Source organism: Methanofollis ethanolicus, from assembly GCF_001571385.1.
In the GTDB taxonomy this organism is placed as follows: Archaea; Halobacteriota; Methanomicrobia; order Methanomicrobiales; family Methanofollaceae; genus Methanofollis; species Methanofollis ethanolicus.
Window position 1 is genome coordinate 1,552,739 of the sequence record NZ_BCNW01000001.1, and the last position, 16,766, is coordinate 1,569,504.

The window sequence follows — 16,766 nt, forward strand, 5'->3', positions numbered from 1 at the left end:
CCTCCTGAATTGTTTATATCTTTCTGTCCGTGTGTTCACCCTTCTGTCTGCAACCCGGCAGGGATTCGGAGATCCGGGCGATGCCTCTCAGGACACGGTATCCTGAAGCGGTGAGTTCGTACTCGCCCCGTTCGTACCTCTGGGAGATCAGGCCCGCGCCTTCCAGTTTTTCGAGGTGGAAGAGAAGGTTTCCTCCCCGCAGGCCGGTGATCGCGGAGAGGCCCGAGAAGGTGCGGGAGTCCGTGGCGAGTTCCATCAGGATGCCGAGGCGCGGGATGCTTGCCGTAGGTTCGAGCACCTTCTTCACCGTCTCCTCGACCGATATCGACCTGATGGAGGGGTCGTCCTCCTCGTCCCTGAGGATCCCCAGAGACCCGGCAATCTCTTCCTGCCTGTCGAGGATCCGGGTCGCCTCCTCGAAGCAGGGGGTGCAGGTTGGTTGTGCCTGTTTTTTGAGGTCCCGGATCCGGCGGTGATAACCTGCCAGTGCTTCTCGGGTGGCCCTGCCATCGGTGATCGTCCCGGCACTCTCCATGATCTCGCGGAAAAAGACTTCAAGGCACTTCTCACGCTCCGGGCATGCCCGGTCCAGTTCATGTTCAAGTCCTGCCCGTGCGCTCTCCAGATGAGCGTTGATGGCGACCTTTCCGAATTCGCGCTGCATGGCGGTGATGAGGCCGTTGAAACCGGTCTGACTGCGTCCTTCAGAGAGGGCACGCACCTCTTCTCTGAGTGCCCTCACTTCGTCCCTGATTTCACGCACAGGATCGTCTGGTGCGGCTGTGGGGTCTTCACCGCTATAGAATTCTGTATCTGGCATTCCAGAGTACACTTTTGTAACACGCAGGTATATATCTGCTGAGTGTGAGAGAGATATGATCATCATGGTCAAACTGGTAGACGAGATGAAAGAGGCTTTTTCGAAGGTCAGGGTCTTCCCGGTGGCGACCGCCTCGAAAGACGGCATCCCGAATGTTGTTCCGATCGGTTTCTGCATGCTCATGGACGACGAGACGATCTGGATCGCGGACAATTTCATGAAAAAGACCCTTGCAAACCTGAAGGAGAACCCGCATATCGCTCTCTACGTCTGGGGGCCGGAGATCAAGGGGTGCTTCCAGTTGAAGGGCGACGTGACGATCTTTACCGAGGGCGACGACTTCCAGAAGATGCGGGAGATCGTCCTGGCCAAGATGTCCCAGGCGCCTGCAAAGAGCCTGATCGTCATGAAGATCACGGAGGCCTACTCCTGTGCTCCCGGACCGGGCGCGGGGGAGCGGATCCACCTGTTCAACCCCTGATTTCGCGCCCGAGTTTCTTCTTTTTTTTGCCTATCATCCGTCAGGTTCATCTGCATGAGGACCAGAAAGGGGTGTGGTTCCTATGGTGAAGTTGACACCTGAGATGAAAGAGGCCTTTTCGAAGGCGCCCGTCTATCCGTTTGCAACTGCTTCGAAAGACGGCGAGCCGAATGTCGTTCCGATGAAGTCGGTCTGGCTTGTCGACGACGAGACGATCTGGATCGCCGACAACTACATGGAAAAAAGCCTGGCAAACCTGCAGGAGAACGCAAGGGCGGCGATATACCTCTGGGGCCCGGAGACGAAGGGCTGCCTCCAGGTCAAGGGGGACACAGCGGTCCTCACCTCGGGCCCGGACTACGAGAAGATGCGGGCGATGGTGAAGGCGAAGTCGGAGAAGTACCCGGCGAAGTCCCTGATCGTCTTCAAGGTCACCGACGTCTTCACCTGCTCCCCCGGGGACGGGGCAGGGAAGAAGATGCTGTGATCTGAGAGTCTCTCTTTTTTTGTGCTTGACGGTACTGTTTCGAGGGTTCAGCTAATCAGAACAGATTGCTTTCCAAATTGTTCCTGCTGATCCCAATTGCCATTGGAGGTCAAGTGTATTTCCAGGCGATGAAACAATCTGTTTTCACAAATAAATCGAAGATATTATGTATCAAGGGTTTGAGTATCATACTCTTGTCGAACCATGAAAATATGAGATCGTACGCTGGTTTCATCGGTATTTTGAGGGTTGTATTCGCGATATTGGTGGTTTCGAGTTCTGGTATATCCGGATCTTCAGGTTCTGCTGGGGAAACCCTTTCAAACCGCAAAACATGATATTTCAGACCATTTTGTTGACGTCACCAAAATGGTTCCTGTCAAAGGGGGGTTTGAACGGGAACGCCCTGACATCATGTTGGTCTGTGATTCCTGGACAGTTAGTGAATAACGCAAATGACGACACAAAGGAGGATGAAAATGAGCACTGATGGGGTTGTCCCGGTTGCGTATGCTATGCATGCCTCCCCCAAGAGGTACGCCCTGCTTCTTGGGGCAGGGATCTCGGTCGCTGCAGGCCTTCCGACGGCAAGTGATGTCTCTGGGAATATGATCCTTGCTATTGCCAGAGGAAGGGGCGAGGAAATTGAGAGAGGAGAAAATAATAAGGTGTGTCTTGCGTGGTTCAAGGATACCTTTGGAGAACCTGCGACATTTCAGCGCCTCATGAGAGAACTCGGCATTTCTGAAGAGAACCGCAAAGATGGGCTGAAGAAATTCATCTATAAGACTGATGATGACAGGAATCCTCTCTCTGGGATCCCCACTGAAGCCCATCGCGCCATTGCCAGACTGGTAAAGTCTGCGATGATCTCGCTCATCATTACCACCAACTTTGACACGCTCATGGAAGAGGCGCTGAAGGCAGAAAAAGTTCCTTATGAGGTCATTACCGAGGAATCGGACATAAAGCAGATGTCAGTCTTCCCGGACAGATGTCGGGTTTTAAAGGTCAACGGAGATTTTGAGCGAGGCACGCTCCGGATCACGCCTGAGGATCTCAAGAACTATCCTCCAGCAATTGAGGATTATCTGAGAAGGATTTTTGGAGAGTATGGCCTTGTGATCTGTGGGTGGTCAGGGATTTATGACACGCACCTCTCCCGGATCCTCTGTGCCGCAGACATCCCTCGTCGGTATCCAGTGTTCTGGAGCTGGAAAAACGAGAGGAGAGTTCCTCCTGAGGTTTGCCAGGCTCTCTTACCCAATGGGATCAATATTGACAGTGCGGACGAATTCTTTAAAACCCTCGAAGTGATCATTGAGAGGTTTTCACGGTATGAACCCAGAAGTACCCTCTCTGCCACAGCGGCGATGAAAAAGGTCAAAGATGCCCTCAGAGAAACAAAACCTGAACTCTTCCTTCCCGATCTCATCAACGAAGAGACCGATCGTGTGCTTGCGTTCCTTGCCGACAGAAGTCGATATAAGACCGACACCATTGATGGTAAGGAGTTCTACACGACAATACTCAGGGAACATGAAGATGTTGCCGCACCTCTGGCAGCGATGGTCGCCACGGTGGCGCAGTATGATGACGATACGTTTACAGATCTCGTCAAAGATACGATCGAGCGGTTAATCAATGTGCCTCCTATTACTCTTGGGTTTGTGGATACTAAGGGTCTACTTCGTTTACGGCATTACCCTGCTCTACTTGTAATCTACGCTTCAGGCGTCGTTGCTGTCCGCACCAGACATTTCAACACGCTGGAGGCGATCGTTCGTAGACCAATGAAATACCAATACGAGGGAGCTTTACGGGAGAAGGTGCGGTACTATCTGGATATAAACATCTGGAATGTCATTGGATGTTGTCAAGAGTGGATTACCAATATCACGCAGAAGAGATTCGGGACTGAAACGAGGTATCAGGATTATCCATATCTGGTGATGTATGAGATCATGCAAGTCCTGATCCCAAACAGAGCTGTCTTCTTCGAATCTCTAGATATATTCGAGTATATCTTTGGGCTTGCATACCTGACCGGATCAATAGAAGAAGCGATCGAAAAAGGTGAATTTTGTTCATCGACGCCGGGTCCATTGCAGTCCCGGCATCTATACCTTCGCCAAAATTTGCTTCGCTATCAGGGACATTATCCCATTTTTCCTCTCCCATCACATGTCTATATCTTTCTAGCAGATCTCAAGCAGAATGCTGAGGGTTCTACGTTCTTTGAAGGGGATCTATCATTATTCGAAGAGGCAAACCAAAACTATGCAAAGGGCTTTGGAATTAATCCTCCAAAAACAGGGCTAACATCGCGTAAATCTCTGATCAAGTCAAATTGCCTGTGAACTAAGATCCAAAACTCGCAATCTGATGAAGTAGGGATGATGACAGGAGACATTGGGAAAACCCAATCTTCTTCTCCCTTGACCCCCCTTCAAAAAAAAAGAAAATTATTCCTTCCTGATCTGCTTCAGCAGGCGGGCCTGCATGCCGAAGTACTTCGAGACGCCAACTGCATCGCACTGGTCGATGGTGTGGGAGTCGAAGGAGACCAGGTCGCTCGAATAGAGGGCCATCGGCGAACTCCGCCCGGCTACATGGACGCTTCCCTTGAAGAGGACGCAGTCCACCTGGCCTGTGACGCGCTCCTGGGTCGTGTCGATGAAGGCGTTGAGGGCGGCATAGAGGGGCTCGTGGACCAGGCCCATGTAGGCGAGTTCAGACCACTTCTCGTCGACGCCGTGCTTGAAGGAGAGTTCCTGCCTGGTCAGCACCAGCCTTTCGAGGTCGTGGTGGGCTGCCAAGAGGACGGTCGCCGCCGGGTGCTCGTAGTTCTCGCGGGCCTTGAGACCGAGGATGCGGTCCTCCATCATGTCGTTCCTGCCGACGCCGTGGCGGCCTGCGATGGCGTTGAGCTCGCGGATCAGGTCGCCGCCCTTCATCGCCTTCCCGTTGAGGGAGACGGGCACGCCCTGCTCGAAGCCGATCGTGATCGTCTCGGGCTCGTCCGGTGCGTCCTTCGGGGAGACGGTCCAGGCATAGATCTCTTCAGGCGGGTGGAAGGCGGGGTCTTCCAGCTTGCCGCCCTCGATGCTCCGGGACCAGAAGTTCTCGTCGATGGACCAGGGCTTTTCCTTCTTCACCGGCACCGGGACGCCGTGCTCCTCGGCGTACTCGATCTCCCACTCGCGGGTGAGGTTCATCTCCCTGATCGGGGCGACGACCTCGAAACCGTTCGCGCGGAAGATGAAGTCGAAGCGGAGCTGGTCGTTGCCCTTGCCCGTGCAGCCATGGGCGATGGCGACGGCGTTCTCCTTCTTCGCGATCTTAACGATCTCCTCGGCGATCAGGGGGCGGGCGAGGGCGGTGCCCATCGGGTAGCCCTCGTAGTTCCCGTTCGCCTTGATCGCGCGGAAGATGTGCTCTTTGACGAAGGCGTCCTTCGCGTCGATGGTGTAGTGGTGGTCGGCGAGCCGCTCACCCTTCTTCGACCCCTCCTCGATCTCATGTGCAGGCTGGCCGACATCGACGACGACGGTGACGACCTCGTCGTAGCCGTAGTGCTCCTTGAGGAGCGGGATGCAGATAGACGTGTCAAGACCGCCAGAATAGGCGAGTACAACTTTTCCCTTTCCCATTGCTGATGCTCCCATGATGAAATGGTATGCAGATACCTACTACCCGTTGGTCTTCCCAGACTTTTAAATCTCTGGACAGGTGAATGCCCGACGGTCTCCGGCCGTGTGTCTCCGCGGAATGGGCTGTCTCCCCGCCGGGAGAGCGCCTGTCCGGCCCTCATCTGGAGAATAACGACAAAAAAATTGGGGGGCCGGCTTTCCGGCCCCTATGGTGCTGTGACGTTGATGAGATCGACCCTGGTTTCCGTGTCCATCTCGTCGATGTCGGAGACCGTCAGGTTCACCGTGTACAGCCCCGGCGACTCGTAGGTGTGCGTCGGGTCGGGGTCTGTGGAGACATTCCCGTCCCCGAAGACCCAGGCCCAGGAGATGGGCGTGCCTGTCGAGGTGTCGGTGAAGTTCACCTCCAGCGGGGCCGTGCCGTTCAGGGGTTCGGCCGTGAAGTTTGCCCTGAGCGGTGCCGAGACATTGATGTAGTCGGTTCTCTCCAGGGAGGAGAATGCCGTTCCGTCAGAGACTGTCAGGTTCACCGTGTACAGCCCTGGTGTCTCGTAGGTGTGTGTCGGGTCGGGCTCTGTGGAGACATTCCCGTCCCCGAAGGCCCAGGCCCAGGAGATGGGCGTCCCCGTCGAGGTGTCGGTGAAGGCCACCTCCAGAGGGGCGGTGCCGTTCAGGGGTTCGGCCGTGAAGTTCGCGCCGAGTGCAGCCGGTGTGGCCGTCACCGTGAGGCGCGCCTTCCCGGTGTCGAGGACATAGTCCTCAAGTCCGGGTCCCACGACCTGCGCACCGCCGAGGACGAGGTCGCTCTGCCCGCCGGCGTCCCCGCGCACCGTGACCCTGCAGAGGGTGATATTTTCTGTTCCCGGATCGGTGCCGCCCCGGATTCCGGAGACGACAATCGAGTCGGCAGGCACCGGCGAGACCATGAACCTGGTACCCAGCCATTCGGGCATCTCGACCTTCACGATCTCGCCCACGCGGCGGTTGGTGAGGTCGATGGCCAGCGAGTAGAAGGCGACTCCCTTGTCCGCCCTGTCCATCACCACGTCGAAGGTCCTGTTCTCCCCTTCAGGGAATGCGGACTCCGCGGGAATGAAGGAGAGGTTCGCTTTCAGTTGCTCCTCGCTGACGGTGATATACCCGGTCTTTGTCTCGGTGTCGCTCCTCGTCCCGTCAGAGATGGTCAGGGATACGGTGTACGTCCCAGCCCTGGTGAAGGTGTGGACGGGGTAACGCTCATTCGACTTTGCCCCGTCCCCGAAGTTCCAGGACCAGGTCGTCGGCCCGCCGGCAGAGCGGTCGATGAACTGCACGGTCAGGGGTGCGGTGCCGCTCCGCGGGAAGGCCGCGAAGTCTGCATAGAAGGGTTGCGACGGCGGAGGTCCGGGCGGTTCCTTTCCGAGCTTGAGGATGAAAGCGTCGAGAGAGCATCCGGTGAAGAGGGTCGGTCCCTTGCAGATCCCGCTCTCCCCGCCGATCGCGTATCCCCCGTCTTCGGTCAGGATGATCGCGTGCGGGTCGTTCTCAAGCAGGCCGAGGGAATAGAAGTCCTGCCATGTGATCTCTCCTTCTGCATCTGTCCTGATGAGGTAGATGACGTTCTGGGGGTTTGCCACCGGGTCGAAGTGGCATGCAAGGACAAAGCCCCGGTCGGAGGTTTCGACAAAGTCCTCGGCCCAGAAAGCCTGTGTGCAGGTGGTGTTGTAGAACCGCGACCATGCGGCCTCGCCCTCGGCGTCGGTCTTGATCAGTGCTGCGCCCGCTGTCTCAGGCCGCTCGAAGACGGTCTTGCCCGCGAGGGCGTATCCGCCGTCGGCGGTCTGGAGCACCTTCACGGCCTGGAAGTCTCCCTTTGCTCCCTGTGCGGGCCATTGCAGATCGCGCGCTGCATAGTATTGCTCCCAGAGGAGAACGCCGGTCTCGTTCGTCTTTCTCAGGAATGCGTCCACGGTCCCGTTGACCGGGTCGGCAGATGTGCCCGCGACCAGGTACCCTCCGTCCTCGGTCTGGAGGACCGAGTACCCGGCGTCGTCATACATCCTCAGGAAGCGTGCCGACCACTCCACCTCGCCGGTCTCGTTGGTCCTGACCAGGTATGCCGCGCCCGGTCCGCTCTCCGGGTTGTCCCGTCCTGTCAGGATGAACCCGCCGTCGTCGCAGACCCGGACGTCCTTCGCCTCCTCCCAGGTCGGGCTGATGTTTCCTGTCGGCCCTGTCCAGAGGGGCGTCCCCGCACTGTTTGTCCTGACCATCATCATGCCGTCGGTCTTTGCGCCCCCGATCTCTGTCTGTCCATAGCCTGCCAGGATGTATCCGCCGTCAGGTGTGACTCTCACGGCGTTCGCCGTATCGTAGATGCCATAGTCATAGGTCCTGTTCCAGAGGACGGTACCGTTTCTGTCCGTCCTCAGCAGGAGCATGTCGCTCGTCGTGCAGTTCTGCTCTTTCCCGGTAAGGACAAAACCGCCATCGCCGGTTTCCTGGAGGCCGTTGCCAAAGTCGTTCAGCCCTGTGTCGAATGTCCTCTCCCAGAGGACGCCTGGCATGCCCGTCGCCGCGGCCGTCCCGGCCAGCATGAGCAGAAGTGGGATGACGATAGAGATCGCCAGAAAGCGATGTGCTCCTTTATCTTTAGATTCATCTTTCATTCTGTCCCTCCTTCATATCTGGGGGGTTATGGTGAATGGAGCGTGAAATATGCCGCCCCTACGGCCGGGCATAGGGGATGACAACTGATAAATTTTGTGTCGGACACATGAACAGAACTCTGAGTGATGCACCTCAAAGCGTACTCGTGAGTACGCTATTTGTATTATTGTGAATCAAGACATTTTTGAACATTCTATCTTGAGGTGAAGAAAAAAATGATGGGAGGATGAATACTTCCGGAGGTTTTCCTCCCCGGTTCTCCACCATTACGATAGGGAGCGGATGGCAGTCTCCTTCGATATGCAGGGTTCATCCTTCTCCTATTCTATCCTATTTTCGGGGATCAGGGGGAGACAAGAAGGTCAAAGACCTTTGAGGTGTGAACGAAGTGAGCATGAGAAGACGAAGTCTTCGAGGCAGTCCCCCGGTTCAGATTGTGAAGAAAGCGGGGGTCCGCACAATTTATCATGGAATCTGGATAGTCATCGACCCGAACAGGAGATTTTTCTCCTGAATCCAGCATGTCGGGAAAGGGGGAATGAACGAGAGTTTTGGGATGGGCTCATGATCCGTCGGCAGGACGGCATCGCAGAAAGTCTCTGTTCTCCTCTTCAACCGACCAGATTCCTGACTGCCGTATGTCTTCCAGCGTTTCTTCTCTTGACTGTCGACCGTCGTTAATAATCAGTATCCCGCCGGGTTTGGCAATTCGTTTGAGTTCCCTGAAAAAAGTATCCGCATCCCTGATCATGTGAATCATATCAAGTGCATAGACGAGATCGGCGATATGATCATCAAGGTTAGAGTCATATCTTTCAGAAAGGATTGCACTTACGTTTGTAAGGCCGCCCTCTTTAATAAGCGCGGATACGGATTCAATCGCAAGAGGATGAATATCAACTGCGTAAACATGGCCCTTTTTACCCACGAGTTGAGAGGCCGCTTTTGCGTAACTTCCCGGTCCGCATCCGTAGTCCACGACCGTCATGCCCGGTTCGATCTCGAACTTTTCAAGCAGGCGAACGGGAGGACAAAGAGGATCCCTGATATTGAAAAATGAGAATTTCATTATTCTGAACGCACAATCGGACATATCTTCACGTCTTTTCTCTTTCATCTATCCATCACTCTGGAAATTTTCTTTTTCAGTTAACATGGAGGTCATCCCAAAACTGATCCTACCCTATGTCCCGTCTATGGAATGATCGATATTTGGTTCTGAAAAATCCTGTTCTGGCGTCTTGTCCGGGGTGTTTCACCCCCCGCCCTCGAAGACTTCGTCTTCTCATGCTCGCTAACGCTCGCACCCCCCATCATTGCGATAGGGGGTGGAGGGCAATCTCCTTCATCAGGATCTCTCTCTTCCCCGACCCTATCCTGTTTCGGGGGCCTGGGGGCGTCAGTCCCCCGGCAGAGAGGTAGGGGAAGGCGGTGGTTTCGCACTGCATTTTATGGAATTCGAGAAGACATTGACCCAATCATGAAATTTTCTCCCGGGCCCCTATGCAGAGATTGGGAGAATGAATAAGAGTTTTGGGATATGCTCATGGAGTCTCGTCCTTCTTTACCAGAAGAATCATGCATTCCGCCATCTGTATGACGCCTTCGGCAACACTTCCCGGGATCAGTTTCTCAAGTTCGCTTCGTCCACGGGAACCTACAACGATCAGGTCAATATCGTTATCTGCGGCGAAATCCGCGATCTCACGGGCAGGCATGCCAGGCAATATATGAGTCTCCACATCTTTTCCATTTGCAACTTCTTTTACGTATTCAAGGGCTTTTTCACCCTCTTCCTTCAGATTTATATACAGATCCCCTGAAGATGCTCCGGCCTCCACCGATCGAAAGGTAGTCTCGTCAACCACATATATGGCATAGACAACTGATCCGAGTTCACAGGCCAGTTCCAGGCCTTTCTTCACTGCAGGCTGGTTTTTCACCGAGCCGTCCGTTGCTATCAAAATTTTTTCAAATACCTTCGTCATTGATTCTTTCCTCCTGATACACGATTGCAAACTCCTTCATTACAACTACAGGAGATCATGGCCCTGAAATTCCGGGCATACATCTTTTCCTGCTTTGATCTTTCCATCCTGTATCTCCCCGCCGATATCTCTCTTCAGTACCTGCAAAATCACCCCTGCAAAACAGAGTAGTGCGGCGACTGTCATTGCAACCGTGGTTGCGTCCACAATAAGAGATGGGGCTGCATTGGTCACGATACTGGTATAACCTGCCTGCCGCAACTGAAACGCAAAGATAATCGAAGCCGCTGATGATCCAAGCGCCATTGCAAACTGTCTTCCTGTACTGTTCATGGCCGAGGCGATCGCTGATTTGTCTATCGGCAGACCGTGCATGATCTCGGCATTGATTGGACCCTGGAAGAGAGTAAAACCAATTGCAAAGATAAGCAGGGCGACGATCAACAAACTCAGGTCCACGGCATGTGCAAAATAAGCAAACGCGAAGAGACCAATTGCCCCGACGAAGAGCCCGATCCCGGTAAAATATTTCCAGGGGTGCCGATCATAGATCTTCCCGACAATGGGGGCACCGGCTGTCAGGATCGTTGCAATTAGCACGAATACCAGTCCAACCTGAAGAGGGGAGAAGGCCATGACGCCTTCCAGATAGAAAGGCATCGAGATACTTAACACCATATAGGCGGTGAATACAAGGGCCATGCAGAGCAGCGGCACGACGAACAGACGTTCCGAAAAGATCGAAAGATCGAGCAGGGGACGGGGATGTCGACGTTCGGTTCTGATGAAGAGAGCGAGGGAGATGATACATGCGCACAACGTTGCAGCGATCTCTGCACCAGTCCTCGTTCCTTCTGCAACGAAACCGAGGAAGAGCATCGACGATGCAATGGCAGCCGCAAAACTTCCCGCCCCGATCCAGTCCATCCTGTCCTTCCCGGATTTTTCCGGTTTTTCCAGGTCCATCGAGGAGAGACCGAATAAGACGAGCACGATGCCGATCGGTACATTGATCATGAAGATCGCATGCCAGCTGAAGAAATCGAGCAATAACCCGCCAAGGATCGGGCCGCTCAGGCTTGCAAGTGCGATGGTCGACCCGAGGAGACCCATCGCCTTTCCATGTTCGGAGAATGGATAGAGTTCAAAGATGATCGCCATCACGATCGAGACCGACATGGCGGCGCCGATGCCCTGGACGACCCGCAACCCGATGAGTACGGGAAGAGTCGGCGCAAGGGCGCAGCCGAGCGAACTGATGGTAAAAACCGCCATCCCTGCAAGAAACATTCTGTTCTTCCCGATGGAATCCGACAGCCTGGCAAAGATCAGCATTGCCGCGGTTATGGCGACAAGGTAGCCGGTCATCGTCCATTGCGAGCAGGCGATATCCGCATTGAAGTACGAGGTGATCGTGGGAAGAGCGATCGAGATGATCACGCCGTCCAGCACAGACATGTACATCCCGAGGAGGGCGACGATCATCACCGTCCTCCGGGTATTCCGATCACGTCCTTCCGGAGTTTCTGTATCCGATTTTTTCATCATATTCCTCCAGAGCCATCCTGAATATGGTCGTCAGGGTGACAGAGCAGAGAAATGATTGCCAGCACAAAGTATTCAATTCAATACAACTCATGTGGGTTGTAATGTCGCAGGCGCTCATCGACAACCTGAAAAAACATGGATTCACCGAATACGAAGCAAAGACCTACGTAGCGATTGTCGGTCTGGGCATGGGTACCGCAAGGGAGATCTGCGAGATCTCGGGAGTCCCCCAGGGACGTATCTATACGGTTCTGAATGCCCTGAGCGATCGAGGTTTTGTCGGCGTGGAAGAAGGATCCCCGACATTTTATCTGGCCGAAAATCCGGCTGATGTATTTGCTGCAATAAAAGAGGGGTACTGCACCTCACTCGACGAGACGATCGAAGAACTCAAACATCTCAATTATGAGGCAAAACCACCGTCGCCTTTCTGGTCGATCCACAGTGAGCGGGGCATCCTGAGCAGGGAGAAAATGCTGATCAGGTACGCCGGGCACGACATCATCGTCATAATAAAGGACACCCGACCTCTCCGTCCCCTTCTCAGGGAGTTGAAGGCTGCAAAAAAACAGGTGAAACTCACCATCCTCTCCCATGAAAGGGAAAAATTCACATATGAGGGCCTGCGGGTGGAAGCGATGAGCAGCGATCTGGCCGGCCTGTTTGAGGAGATGGCAGAGGAATCCGGGCAGGTAATGAAGGATGCGAACTGGGATACCGAACTGTTTATGCTCATCGACGGCATGACCGCATTTACCGCGGGGTACAGATCAGGGAGGAAGAGTGCCACGGTGATAAAATGGCCGCCTATCTGCTTTATGATGAAAAGACTCATTGAGATACTCGAACCTGCGGTGAGAGGATGATCTCAAACATGGTGGTCATGCCATTCCAAGTACTTTTCCTCGCGGTACGTCGCTGCTGGAATTAAAGTGAGTGTTCGGGTTATTATGGCTGCCCAGGAAACAGCATAAAATACAGGTTTTTGGCATCCGGCAAACAGACTTTCTTAATACATGATACCCGGGCCATATCCGGTGATGTGTCAGTAATTAATAAACCGCCTCTAAACACATCCATCCTTTTTCATGCCTGTGTAAATCCACACTTTGAAAACCAATTTGTAAAAGACGTTTTTTTAAATCCTCACCGCGATAGATTGTCATACCATCTATACGATCCGTCCATGTGGTATTATCGGGATTATCCAGCTCACAGCAAACAAAAAAAGTGCCGCCCGGCTGAAGAACCCGCTTTATCTCTTTGAAGGCGGCATCCAGATCCGGCCAAAAATAAATGGTCTCAAAGGCAGTAACAAGATTTAAGGACCGATCGGGATATGGCAGGCACGATACATCACCCTGCCGGATATTACATCGCTTCCCGAGCTCGAACGCATTTATTTTTTGGCTGAAGGCAACGCTTTCCTCTGAATAATCTATACCGTCCACGATGCTGCCGGGCGAATCCTTTAGCATTTTTGCAATATTGGCCCCACCACCACAGCCAATATCTAAAATATGTGAATTGGCATTTACGTGGAGGTGTGAAAATCCCCATGAGGCCAGTTTTGCGTGCCCTGAGTTCATACAGATCAACATTAATTTCCCGGGCCTGCCTCGCGGTTTCCGGGTATTCTGAAAGAATTTGTTAAGCATATCTACCATCCGTTAATACTCCCGATTATATTAATACTGGTTTCAAGGACGCTTTCTTGCGATATCCACCATAACCTCCCCTATAGGCGTCATCACGGTTCTGCTCTGTACCGATGCAAAACCCGCTTCGATCATGGCACCGGCGATGACTCCTTCATTCAGCCCCATGTCGTCTCCAGAAAGTGCGAACATCAGGGTTCCGATCACCATCTCTTTCGGTTTTGTTCCCTCATTTGTTTTCCCGTCAGAAAAACTGACGAAAACTCCTCCAGGGTTAAGGGAATCATGGATCTTTTTTATCACCTCTTTCAGTCGATCTCCGGCAAAATTGAGCGTCATCGAGGCCCAGACCGGGTCATATTCTCCGCCGATAGGGCCGTCGATGTAATCTCCCCCGAGGACTGCAACACTGTCGCCCATTCCGTATTCTTCCACCACTTCTTCGGCGACCCCGGCAACAGTCGGTCGGTCGAAGAGAACCGCCTTCATGGAAGGATGACTCATGGCAATCGACGTACCACAAAGTCCAGGGCCGCACCCGAGATCGAGCATCCTCCTGAACGACGGATACTCAGGCAGCGAGGACACGAGACGTACTGCCAGTTGCGCCATTCCAGCACGCTGGTAATTCACCGACAACCTCGCCTGTTCCCTCCAGGTCTCCTCGGATTCCAGATCAGAGACGCATCTCTCTCCAGGGCCGTCCCGTACAAGATCGCAGATATCATCGGGGGACATGCTGTACCATCTGTAGCATGACAAAAAGAAATCCCCCAGATAGACGTCGTTATTTTCTGCAAGAAATTCGGCTGCAGCCGGTGAATTCCTGAACAGGCCGCCTTTTTTCTCGATCACGTCCAGCGACGCCAGTGAATTCAGAAAAACCGCGGTGTTTTTTTGATTGAGATGCAACCGTTCGGCCAGATCTTCTGGACTTTTCCAGTCAGAAAGTTCCTGAAAGATCCCCAGTTTTATTGCCGCAATAAAAAGATCTGTCTCCTGATTCGTAAGCAGTTTCCCGTACAGTTCTCCGAAATCATCTTTCACTTCAGGTATTTTTTTCATAGTTTCGCCTCTCTCTGTTCAGGGATTACATGGGTTGCGGGTCTTTCTGTTCCTTTCATCGACTCACCTTTTTCTGGATATCGTTTCGTAAGGAAAAGCCGCCTCGCACAGTAAAATAAGAGGACACGGGAGTGAAGAATCTCACTCGAAAGATATTCGGTTCAGATCTTATTTCCAAAAATATGGCGATGGAAAATATCTTTGTACCTCTTCTGATTCCTTCCAGAATAATTTTGAAAAGGAAAAATTTTAGAATATTTTTCGGGCATCTTTCATCAATACCGATACTTATATTGAATGCACAGGTCAGAATGGCGATTTCGATCCCAGCAGGTATGAAAATCGCTTTCCCTGCCCTGAATTATGAGAAGATGAAACAAAGCATAGTACTGGTGATTTCGTGAATGAGAATGTAGACCTACGAAAAATTGTACTGGAACCCGGGAGGTGCGATGCCGCCATCTGCCCGGGCACACCTGTTCCGGGAATGGAGACCGGTTTTCCGATATTCAGTGTGAAAAAGCAGGGCAAGACGTCTGGAAAGGATGTCGAAATACTCTGTTATGCAGAGACTACGGACACCATACCTGGATCTTTCGATGACGCACAAAGATGTAATAACCCATGAAGAAACCAGCATTGCATCCTTTCTGGTGCCGCTGCTGATCTTCCAGGGCATGGGTGCGCACGCGTCCGGGAGATCGTCGGGAGGAACCACCAATGGCACCTCCGAAAGAGATCTGCACCACATCTCTTTGGTATCCAGGCAACGACACAACAGTAGAGACAAATGAAACCGGCGAGAGACAATGGATCGGCGCCGTGGGGAAAATCGACGCCTCTCCCGTCAAGGGGATCAACGCTATGAAGGGAACTTGATGCCGCGGGATTCACTGATGTTAAGTTCAAACCGGTTTTTCCCACCACTAGCCTTTCAGGATATAGTGCTGCAGGCACTTCTCAGGCTCAAAGAGGGGATCTGATCCCGTTCGCGCTGTCATCTCATAGTCTGAAACAATGATGTCAAAATCTTCCGTTCTGATCATTCCGGAAGTTCCTATGAAAATTGTTCCGGGGCGTTTTTGATCGATACGCCTTCCCGCACGCTCGCAGTGGGGGCTCCTCGAAAGCCTGACGGCTTTCTCATGCTCACCTCGTTCGCATCTCGAAGATCAAACATCTTCTCAAACTCGCTGGCGCTCGTCCAGCGAAACCTTCTGGTTTCTTGACTCTCTTCGGTCACTCCCTGAAAATGCGAGGGAGTCGGGAGGGCAGAGAGCGGACCGTTCAGATGGTGATCTTGTCCTCCATATCTCTGTTATGCGGGGGCCAGGTATGGTCAACATCCTCGACTCAAGGCTCTTCAGTTCCGGTCACGATGCCGAGACGGATATGTTCACCGTCCTGATGGTTACCGCCACGGGGGGGGATGAGCCGTCGATGTCAAGCGTTATGATGTCTCTGCCGTTGATTCCCCGGGTGGTTTTGGGCATGAGAACGTTATCGTAGTCCGTATGAAACTTATTCAGGTTTGATTCTGTCTCTTTTGCCAGATGCTTTGAAAATTCCGTCATCACGGTGTCGGTGCTGTTGATGAAGGTGAAATTCAGGTGATGTGTATGTATGGGATCGGCTTCACGGACGTCGGCGAGTATCTGGAGAGTTGTGGGGCTGTTTCCGCTGACAAACGACGGGTTGCCGGGTACGATGGTCACCAGATCGACCGTAAGGGAAGAGAGTTCTTCTTTTCCCGAACTGGCGTTGAACTCCCCTTTCTTGTTGAACGTGACGAACGAATCGGCGAACGTGGAAAACTTCCCACTCGCACATACATCATCCATGGTGAACTCCGTGAGCGGCACTGTCTTCCCTTTCTTCGTGACGTTGATATAGCCGTACTGCCAGGTATACCCCTGGTCTTCCCAGAACGTGTAGGACGGTTCGAATGCGATGCTCACCATGCGGCAGGTTGCAATCGGCGCCCCGGTAGGTGTGGTGCGGATCTCTGCGAACGCACCGAGATCGGTGACAGTGAGCGTTCCGCTGGATTTTTCGGGGCTCATCAGGATATCTCCTGCCCCCAGGGGTATCAGGTGGCCGTACGATGCGGGTATTTTTTCAGAGGCGATATGCCTGATGTCGTTTGAGGACTCCATGAATGTTTCTTTTACGGAGTTAATCTGGTTGATCTCCGACTGTTCCTTGAGCCCTGGGACGTAACTCGTGGCGTACAGCGAAATGAATGTTGCAATCACCGCTAAAAGCAGCATCAGTGCGACGACGGATGAGACAGCGTCCTCCCGTCTGTGTCTACGTTCCGCTGAGGCAGCGTAGATCCCGCCGCACGGCGGCATATCGAGATGCAGTGTACCGTTCAATCTGGTTTTCTCTGTTCTGATCATTGTTTTACACACCTC

15 protein-coding genes are annotated in these 16,766 nt (G+C 53.3%); 6 read left to right on the forward strand and 9 right to left on the reverse strand.

Annotation, left to right across the window (positions count from 1 at the left end; genetic code table 11):
• Positions 1–13: 13 nt before the first annotated feature.
• Positions 14–820 (reverse strand): winged helix-turn-helix domain-containing protein, encoded by an 807-nt coding sequence (locus tag MEFOE_RS07680; RefSeq protein WP_067050574.1) that lies wholly within the window; start codon positions 818–820, stop codon positions 14–16.
• A 64-nt stretch (positions 821–884) separates the two neighbouring features.
• Here MEFOE_RS07680 and MEFOE_RS07685 point away from each other — a divergent pair, with 64 nt between their 5' ends.
• From MEFOE_RS07685 to MEFOE_RS07695, 3 genes are all read left to right on the forward strand, one after another.
• Positions 885–1,301, forward strand: coding sequence for a pyridoxamine 5'-phosphate oxidase family protein (locus tag MEFOE_RS07685; protein WP_067053122.1), 417 nt, complete (start codon positions 885–887; stop codon positions 1,299–1,301).
• Between the two features lie 82 nt (positions 1,302–1,383).
• The gene (locus MEFOE_RS07690; protein WP_067050577.1) at positions 1,384–1,788 is read left to right on the forward strand and encodes a pyridoxamine 5'-phosphate oxidase family protein; all 405 of its coding nucleotides are present in this window, start codon (positions 1,384–1,386) and stop codon (positions 1,786–1,788) included.
• A 479-nt stretch (positions 1,789–2,267) separates the two neighbouring features.
• Positions 2,268–4,148, forward strand: coding sequence for an SIR2 family protein (locus MEFOE_RS07695; protein WP_160329508.1), 1,881 nt, complete (start codon positions 2,268–2,270; stop codon positions 4,146–4,148).
• A gap of 105 nt (positions 4,149–4,253) precedes the next feature.
• On the opposite strand, the gene MEFOE_RS07700 is transcribed toward MEFOE_RS07695, so the two are convergent.
• The 5 genes from MEFOE_RS07700 to MEFOE_RS07720 form a co-directional block, all read right to left on the reverse strand.
• Positions 4,254–5,441, reverse strand: a complete 1,188-nt coding sequence (locus MEFOE_RS07700) for an argininosuccinate synthase (RefSeq protein WP_067050583.1) — start codon at positions 5,439–5,441, stop codon at positions 4,254–4,256.
• A 206-nt stretch (positions 5,442–5,647) separates the two neighbouring features.
• On the reverse strand, positions 5,648–8,089 hold the full coding sequence (locus MEFOE_RS14625) for a PKD domain-containing protein (RefSeq protein WP_083523381.1): 2,442 nt from the start codon (positions 8,087–8,089) through the stop codon (positions 5,648–5,650).
• Positions 8,090–8,652: 563 nt separating this feature from the next.
• Positions 8,653–9,207 carry a class I SAM-dependent methyltransferase gene (locus tag MEFOE_RS07710; protein WP_067050589.1) on the reverse strand — a complete coding sequence of 185 codons (555 nt, stop codon included), beginning with the start codon at positions 9,205–9,207 and terminating at the stop codon, positions 8,653–8,655.
• A 427-nt stretch (positions 9,208–9,634) separates the two neighbouring features.
• Positions 9,635–10,078 (reverse strand): universal stress protein, encoded by a 444-nt coding sequence (locus tag MEFOE_RS07715; protein ID WP_067050592.1) that lies wholly within the window; start codon positions 10,076–10,078, stop codon positions 9,635–9,637.
• Positions 10,079–10,123: 45 nt separating this feature from the next.
• Positions 10,124–11,563, reverse strand: a complete 1,440-nt coding sequence (locus tag MEFOE_RS07720) for an MFS transporter (protein WP_160329509.1) — start codon at positions 11,561–11,563, stop codon at positions 10,124–10,126.
• Between the two features lie 164 nt (positions 11,564–11,727).
• Between MEFOE_RS07720 and MEFOE_RS07725 the strand changes: the two genes are divergently transcribed.
• Entirely contained in the window at positions 11,728–12,492 is a 765-nt protein-coding gene (locus tag MEFOE_RS07725; RefSeq protein ID WP_067050597.1) for a TrmB family transcriptional regulator, read from the forward strand.
• A 186-nt stretch (positions 12,493–12,678) separates the two neighbouring features.
• On the opposite strand, the gene MEFOE_RS07730 is transcribed toward MEFOE_RS07725, so the two are convergent.
• Complete coding sequence (locus MEFOE_RS07730) at positions 12,679–13,293, reverse strand: class I SAM-dependent methyltransferase (protein ID WP_067050600.1); 615 nt, start codon at positions 13,291–13,293, stop codon at positions 12,679–12,681.
• Between the two features lie 33 nt (positions 13,294–13,326).
• The gene (locus tag MEFOE_RS07735; RefSeq protein ID WP_067050603.1) at positions 13,327–14,349 is read right to left on the reverse strand and encodes a class I SAM-dependent methyltransferase; all 1,023 of its coding nucleotides are present in this window, start codon (positions 14,347–14,349) and stop codon (positions 13,327–13,329) included.
• 182 nt (positions 14,350–14,531) lie between these two features.
• Between MEFOE_RS07735 and MEFOE_RS07740 the strand changes: the two genes are divergently transcribed.
• Together MEFOE_RS07740 and MEFOE_RS13990 are read left to right on the forward strand one after the other, a co-directional pair.
• Positions 14,532–14,753 (forward strand): hypothetical protein, encoded by a 222-nt coding sequence (locus MEFOE_RS07740; protein ID WP_067050606.1) that lies wholly within the window; start codon positions 14,532–14,534, stop codon positions 14,751–14,753.
• 316 nt (positions 14,754–15,069) lie between these two features.
• Entirely contained in the window at positions 15,070–15,228 is a 159-nt protein-coding gene (locus MEFOE_RS13990) for a hypothetical protein (RefSeq protein WP_160329511.1), read from the forward strand.
• A gap of 494 nt (positions 15,229–15,722) precedes the next feature.
• Here the strand turns inward: MEFOE_RS13990 and MEFOE_RS07745 are convergent, their stop codons facing one another.
• Positions 15,723–16,751, reverse strand: coding sequence for a hypothetical protein (locus MEFOE_RS07745; RefSeq protein ID WP_153015903.1), 1,029 nt, complete (start codon positions 16,749–16,751; stop codon positions 15,723–15,725).
• Positions 16,752–16,766: the final 15 nt, after the last annotated feature.

Bases quoted from the DNA above. Each gene is read 5' to 3' on its own strand.
- MEFOE_RS07680 (WP_067050574.1), bottom strand. From the start codon at position 820: ATGCCAGATACAGAATTCTATAGCGGTGAAGACCCCACAGCCGCACCA.
- MEFOE_RS07685 (WP_067053122.1), top strand. From the start codon at position 885: ATGGTCAAACTGGTAGACGAGATGAAAGAGGCTTTTTCGAAGGTCAGG.
- MEFOE_RS07690 (WP_067050577.1), top strand. From the start codon at position 1,384: ATGGTGAAGTTGACACCTGAGATGAAAGAGGCCTTTTCGAAGGCGCCC.
- MEFOE_RS07695 (WP_160329508.1), top strand. From the start codon at position 2,268: ATGAGCACTGATGGGGTTGTCCCGGTTGCGTATGCTATGCATGCCTCC.
- MEFOE_RS07700 (WP_067050583.1), bottom strand. From the start codon at position 5,441: ATGGGAAAGGGAAAAGTTGTACTCGCCTATTCTGGCGGTCTTGACACG.
- MEFOE_RS14625 (WP_083523381.1), bottom strand. From the start codon at position 8,089: ATGAAAGATGAATCTAAAGATAAAGGAGCACATCGCTTTCTGGCGATC.
- MEFOE_RS07710 (WP_067050589.1), bottom strand. From the start codon at position 9,207: ATGAAAGAGAAAAGACGTGAAGATATGTCCGATTGTGCGTTCAGAATA.
- MEFOE_RS07715 (WP_067050592.1), bottom strand. From the start codon at position 10,078: ATGACGAAGGTATTTGAAAAAATTTTGATAGCAACGGACGGCTCGGTG.
- MEFOE_RS07720 (WP_160329509.1), bottom strand. From the start codon at position 11,563: ATGATCGTCGCCCTCCTCGGGATGTACATGTCTGTGCTGGACGGCGTG.
- MEFOE_RS07725 (WP_067050597.1), top strand. From the start codon at position 11,728: ATGTCGCAGGCGCTCATCGACAACCTGAAAAAACATGGATTCACCGAA.
- MEFOE_RS07730 (WP_067050600.1), bottom strand. From the start codon at position 13,293: ATGGTAGATATGCTTAACAAATTCTTTCAGAATACCCGGAAACCGCGA.
- MEFOE_RS07735 (WP_067050603.1), bottom strand. From the start codon at position 14,349: ATGAAAAAAATACCTGAAGTGAAAGATGATTTCGGAGAACTGTACGGG.
- MEFOE_RS07740 (WP_067050606.1), top strand. From the start codon at position 14,532: ATGGCGATGGAAAATATCTTTGTACCTCTTCTGATTCCTTCCAGAATA.
- MEFOE_RS13990 (WP_160329511.1), top strand. From the start codon at position 15,070: ATGGCACCTCCGAAAGAGATCTGCACCACATCTCTTTGGTATCCAGGC.
- MEFOE_RS07745 (WP_153015903.1), bottom strand. From the start codon at position 16,751: ATGATCAGAACAGAGAAAACCAGATTGAACGGTACACTGCATCTCGAT.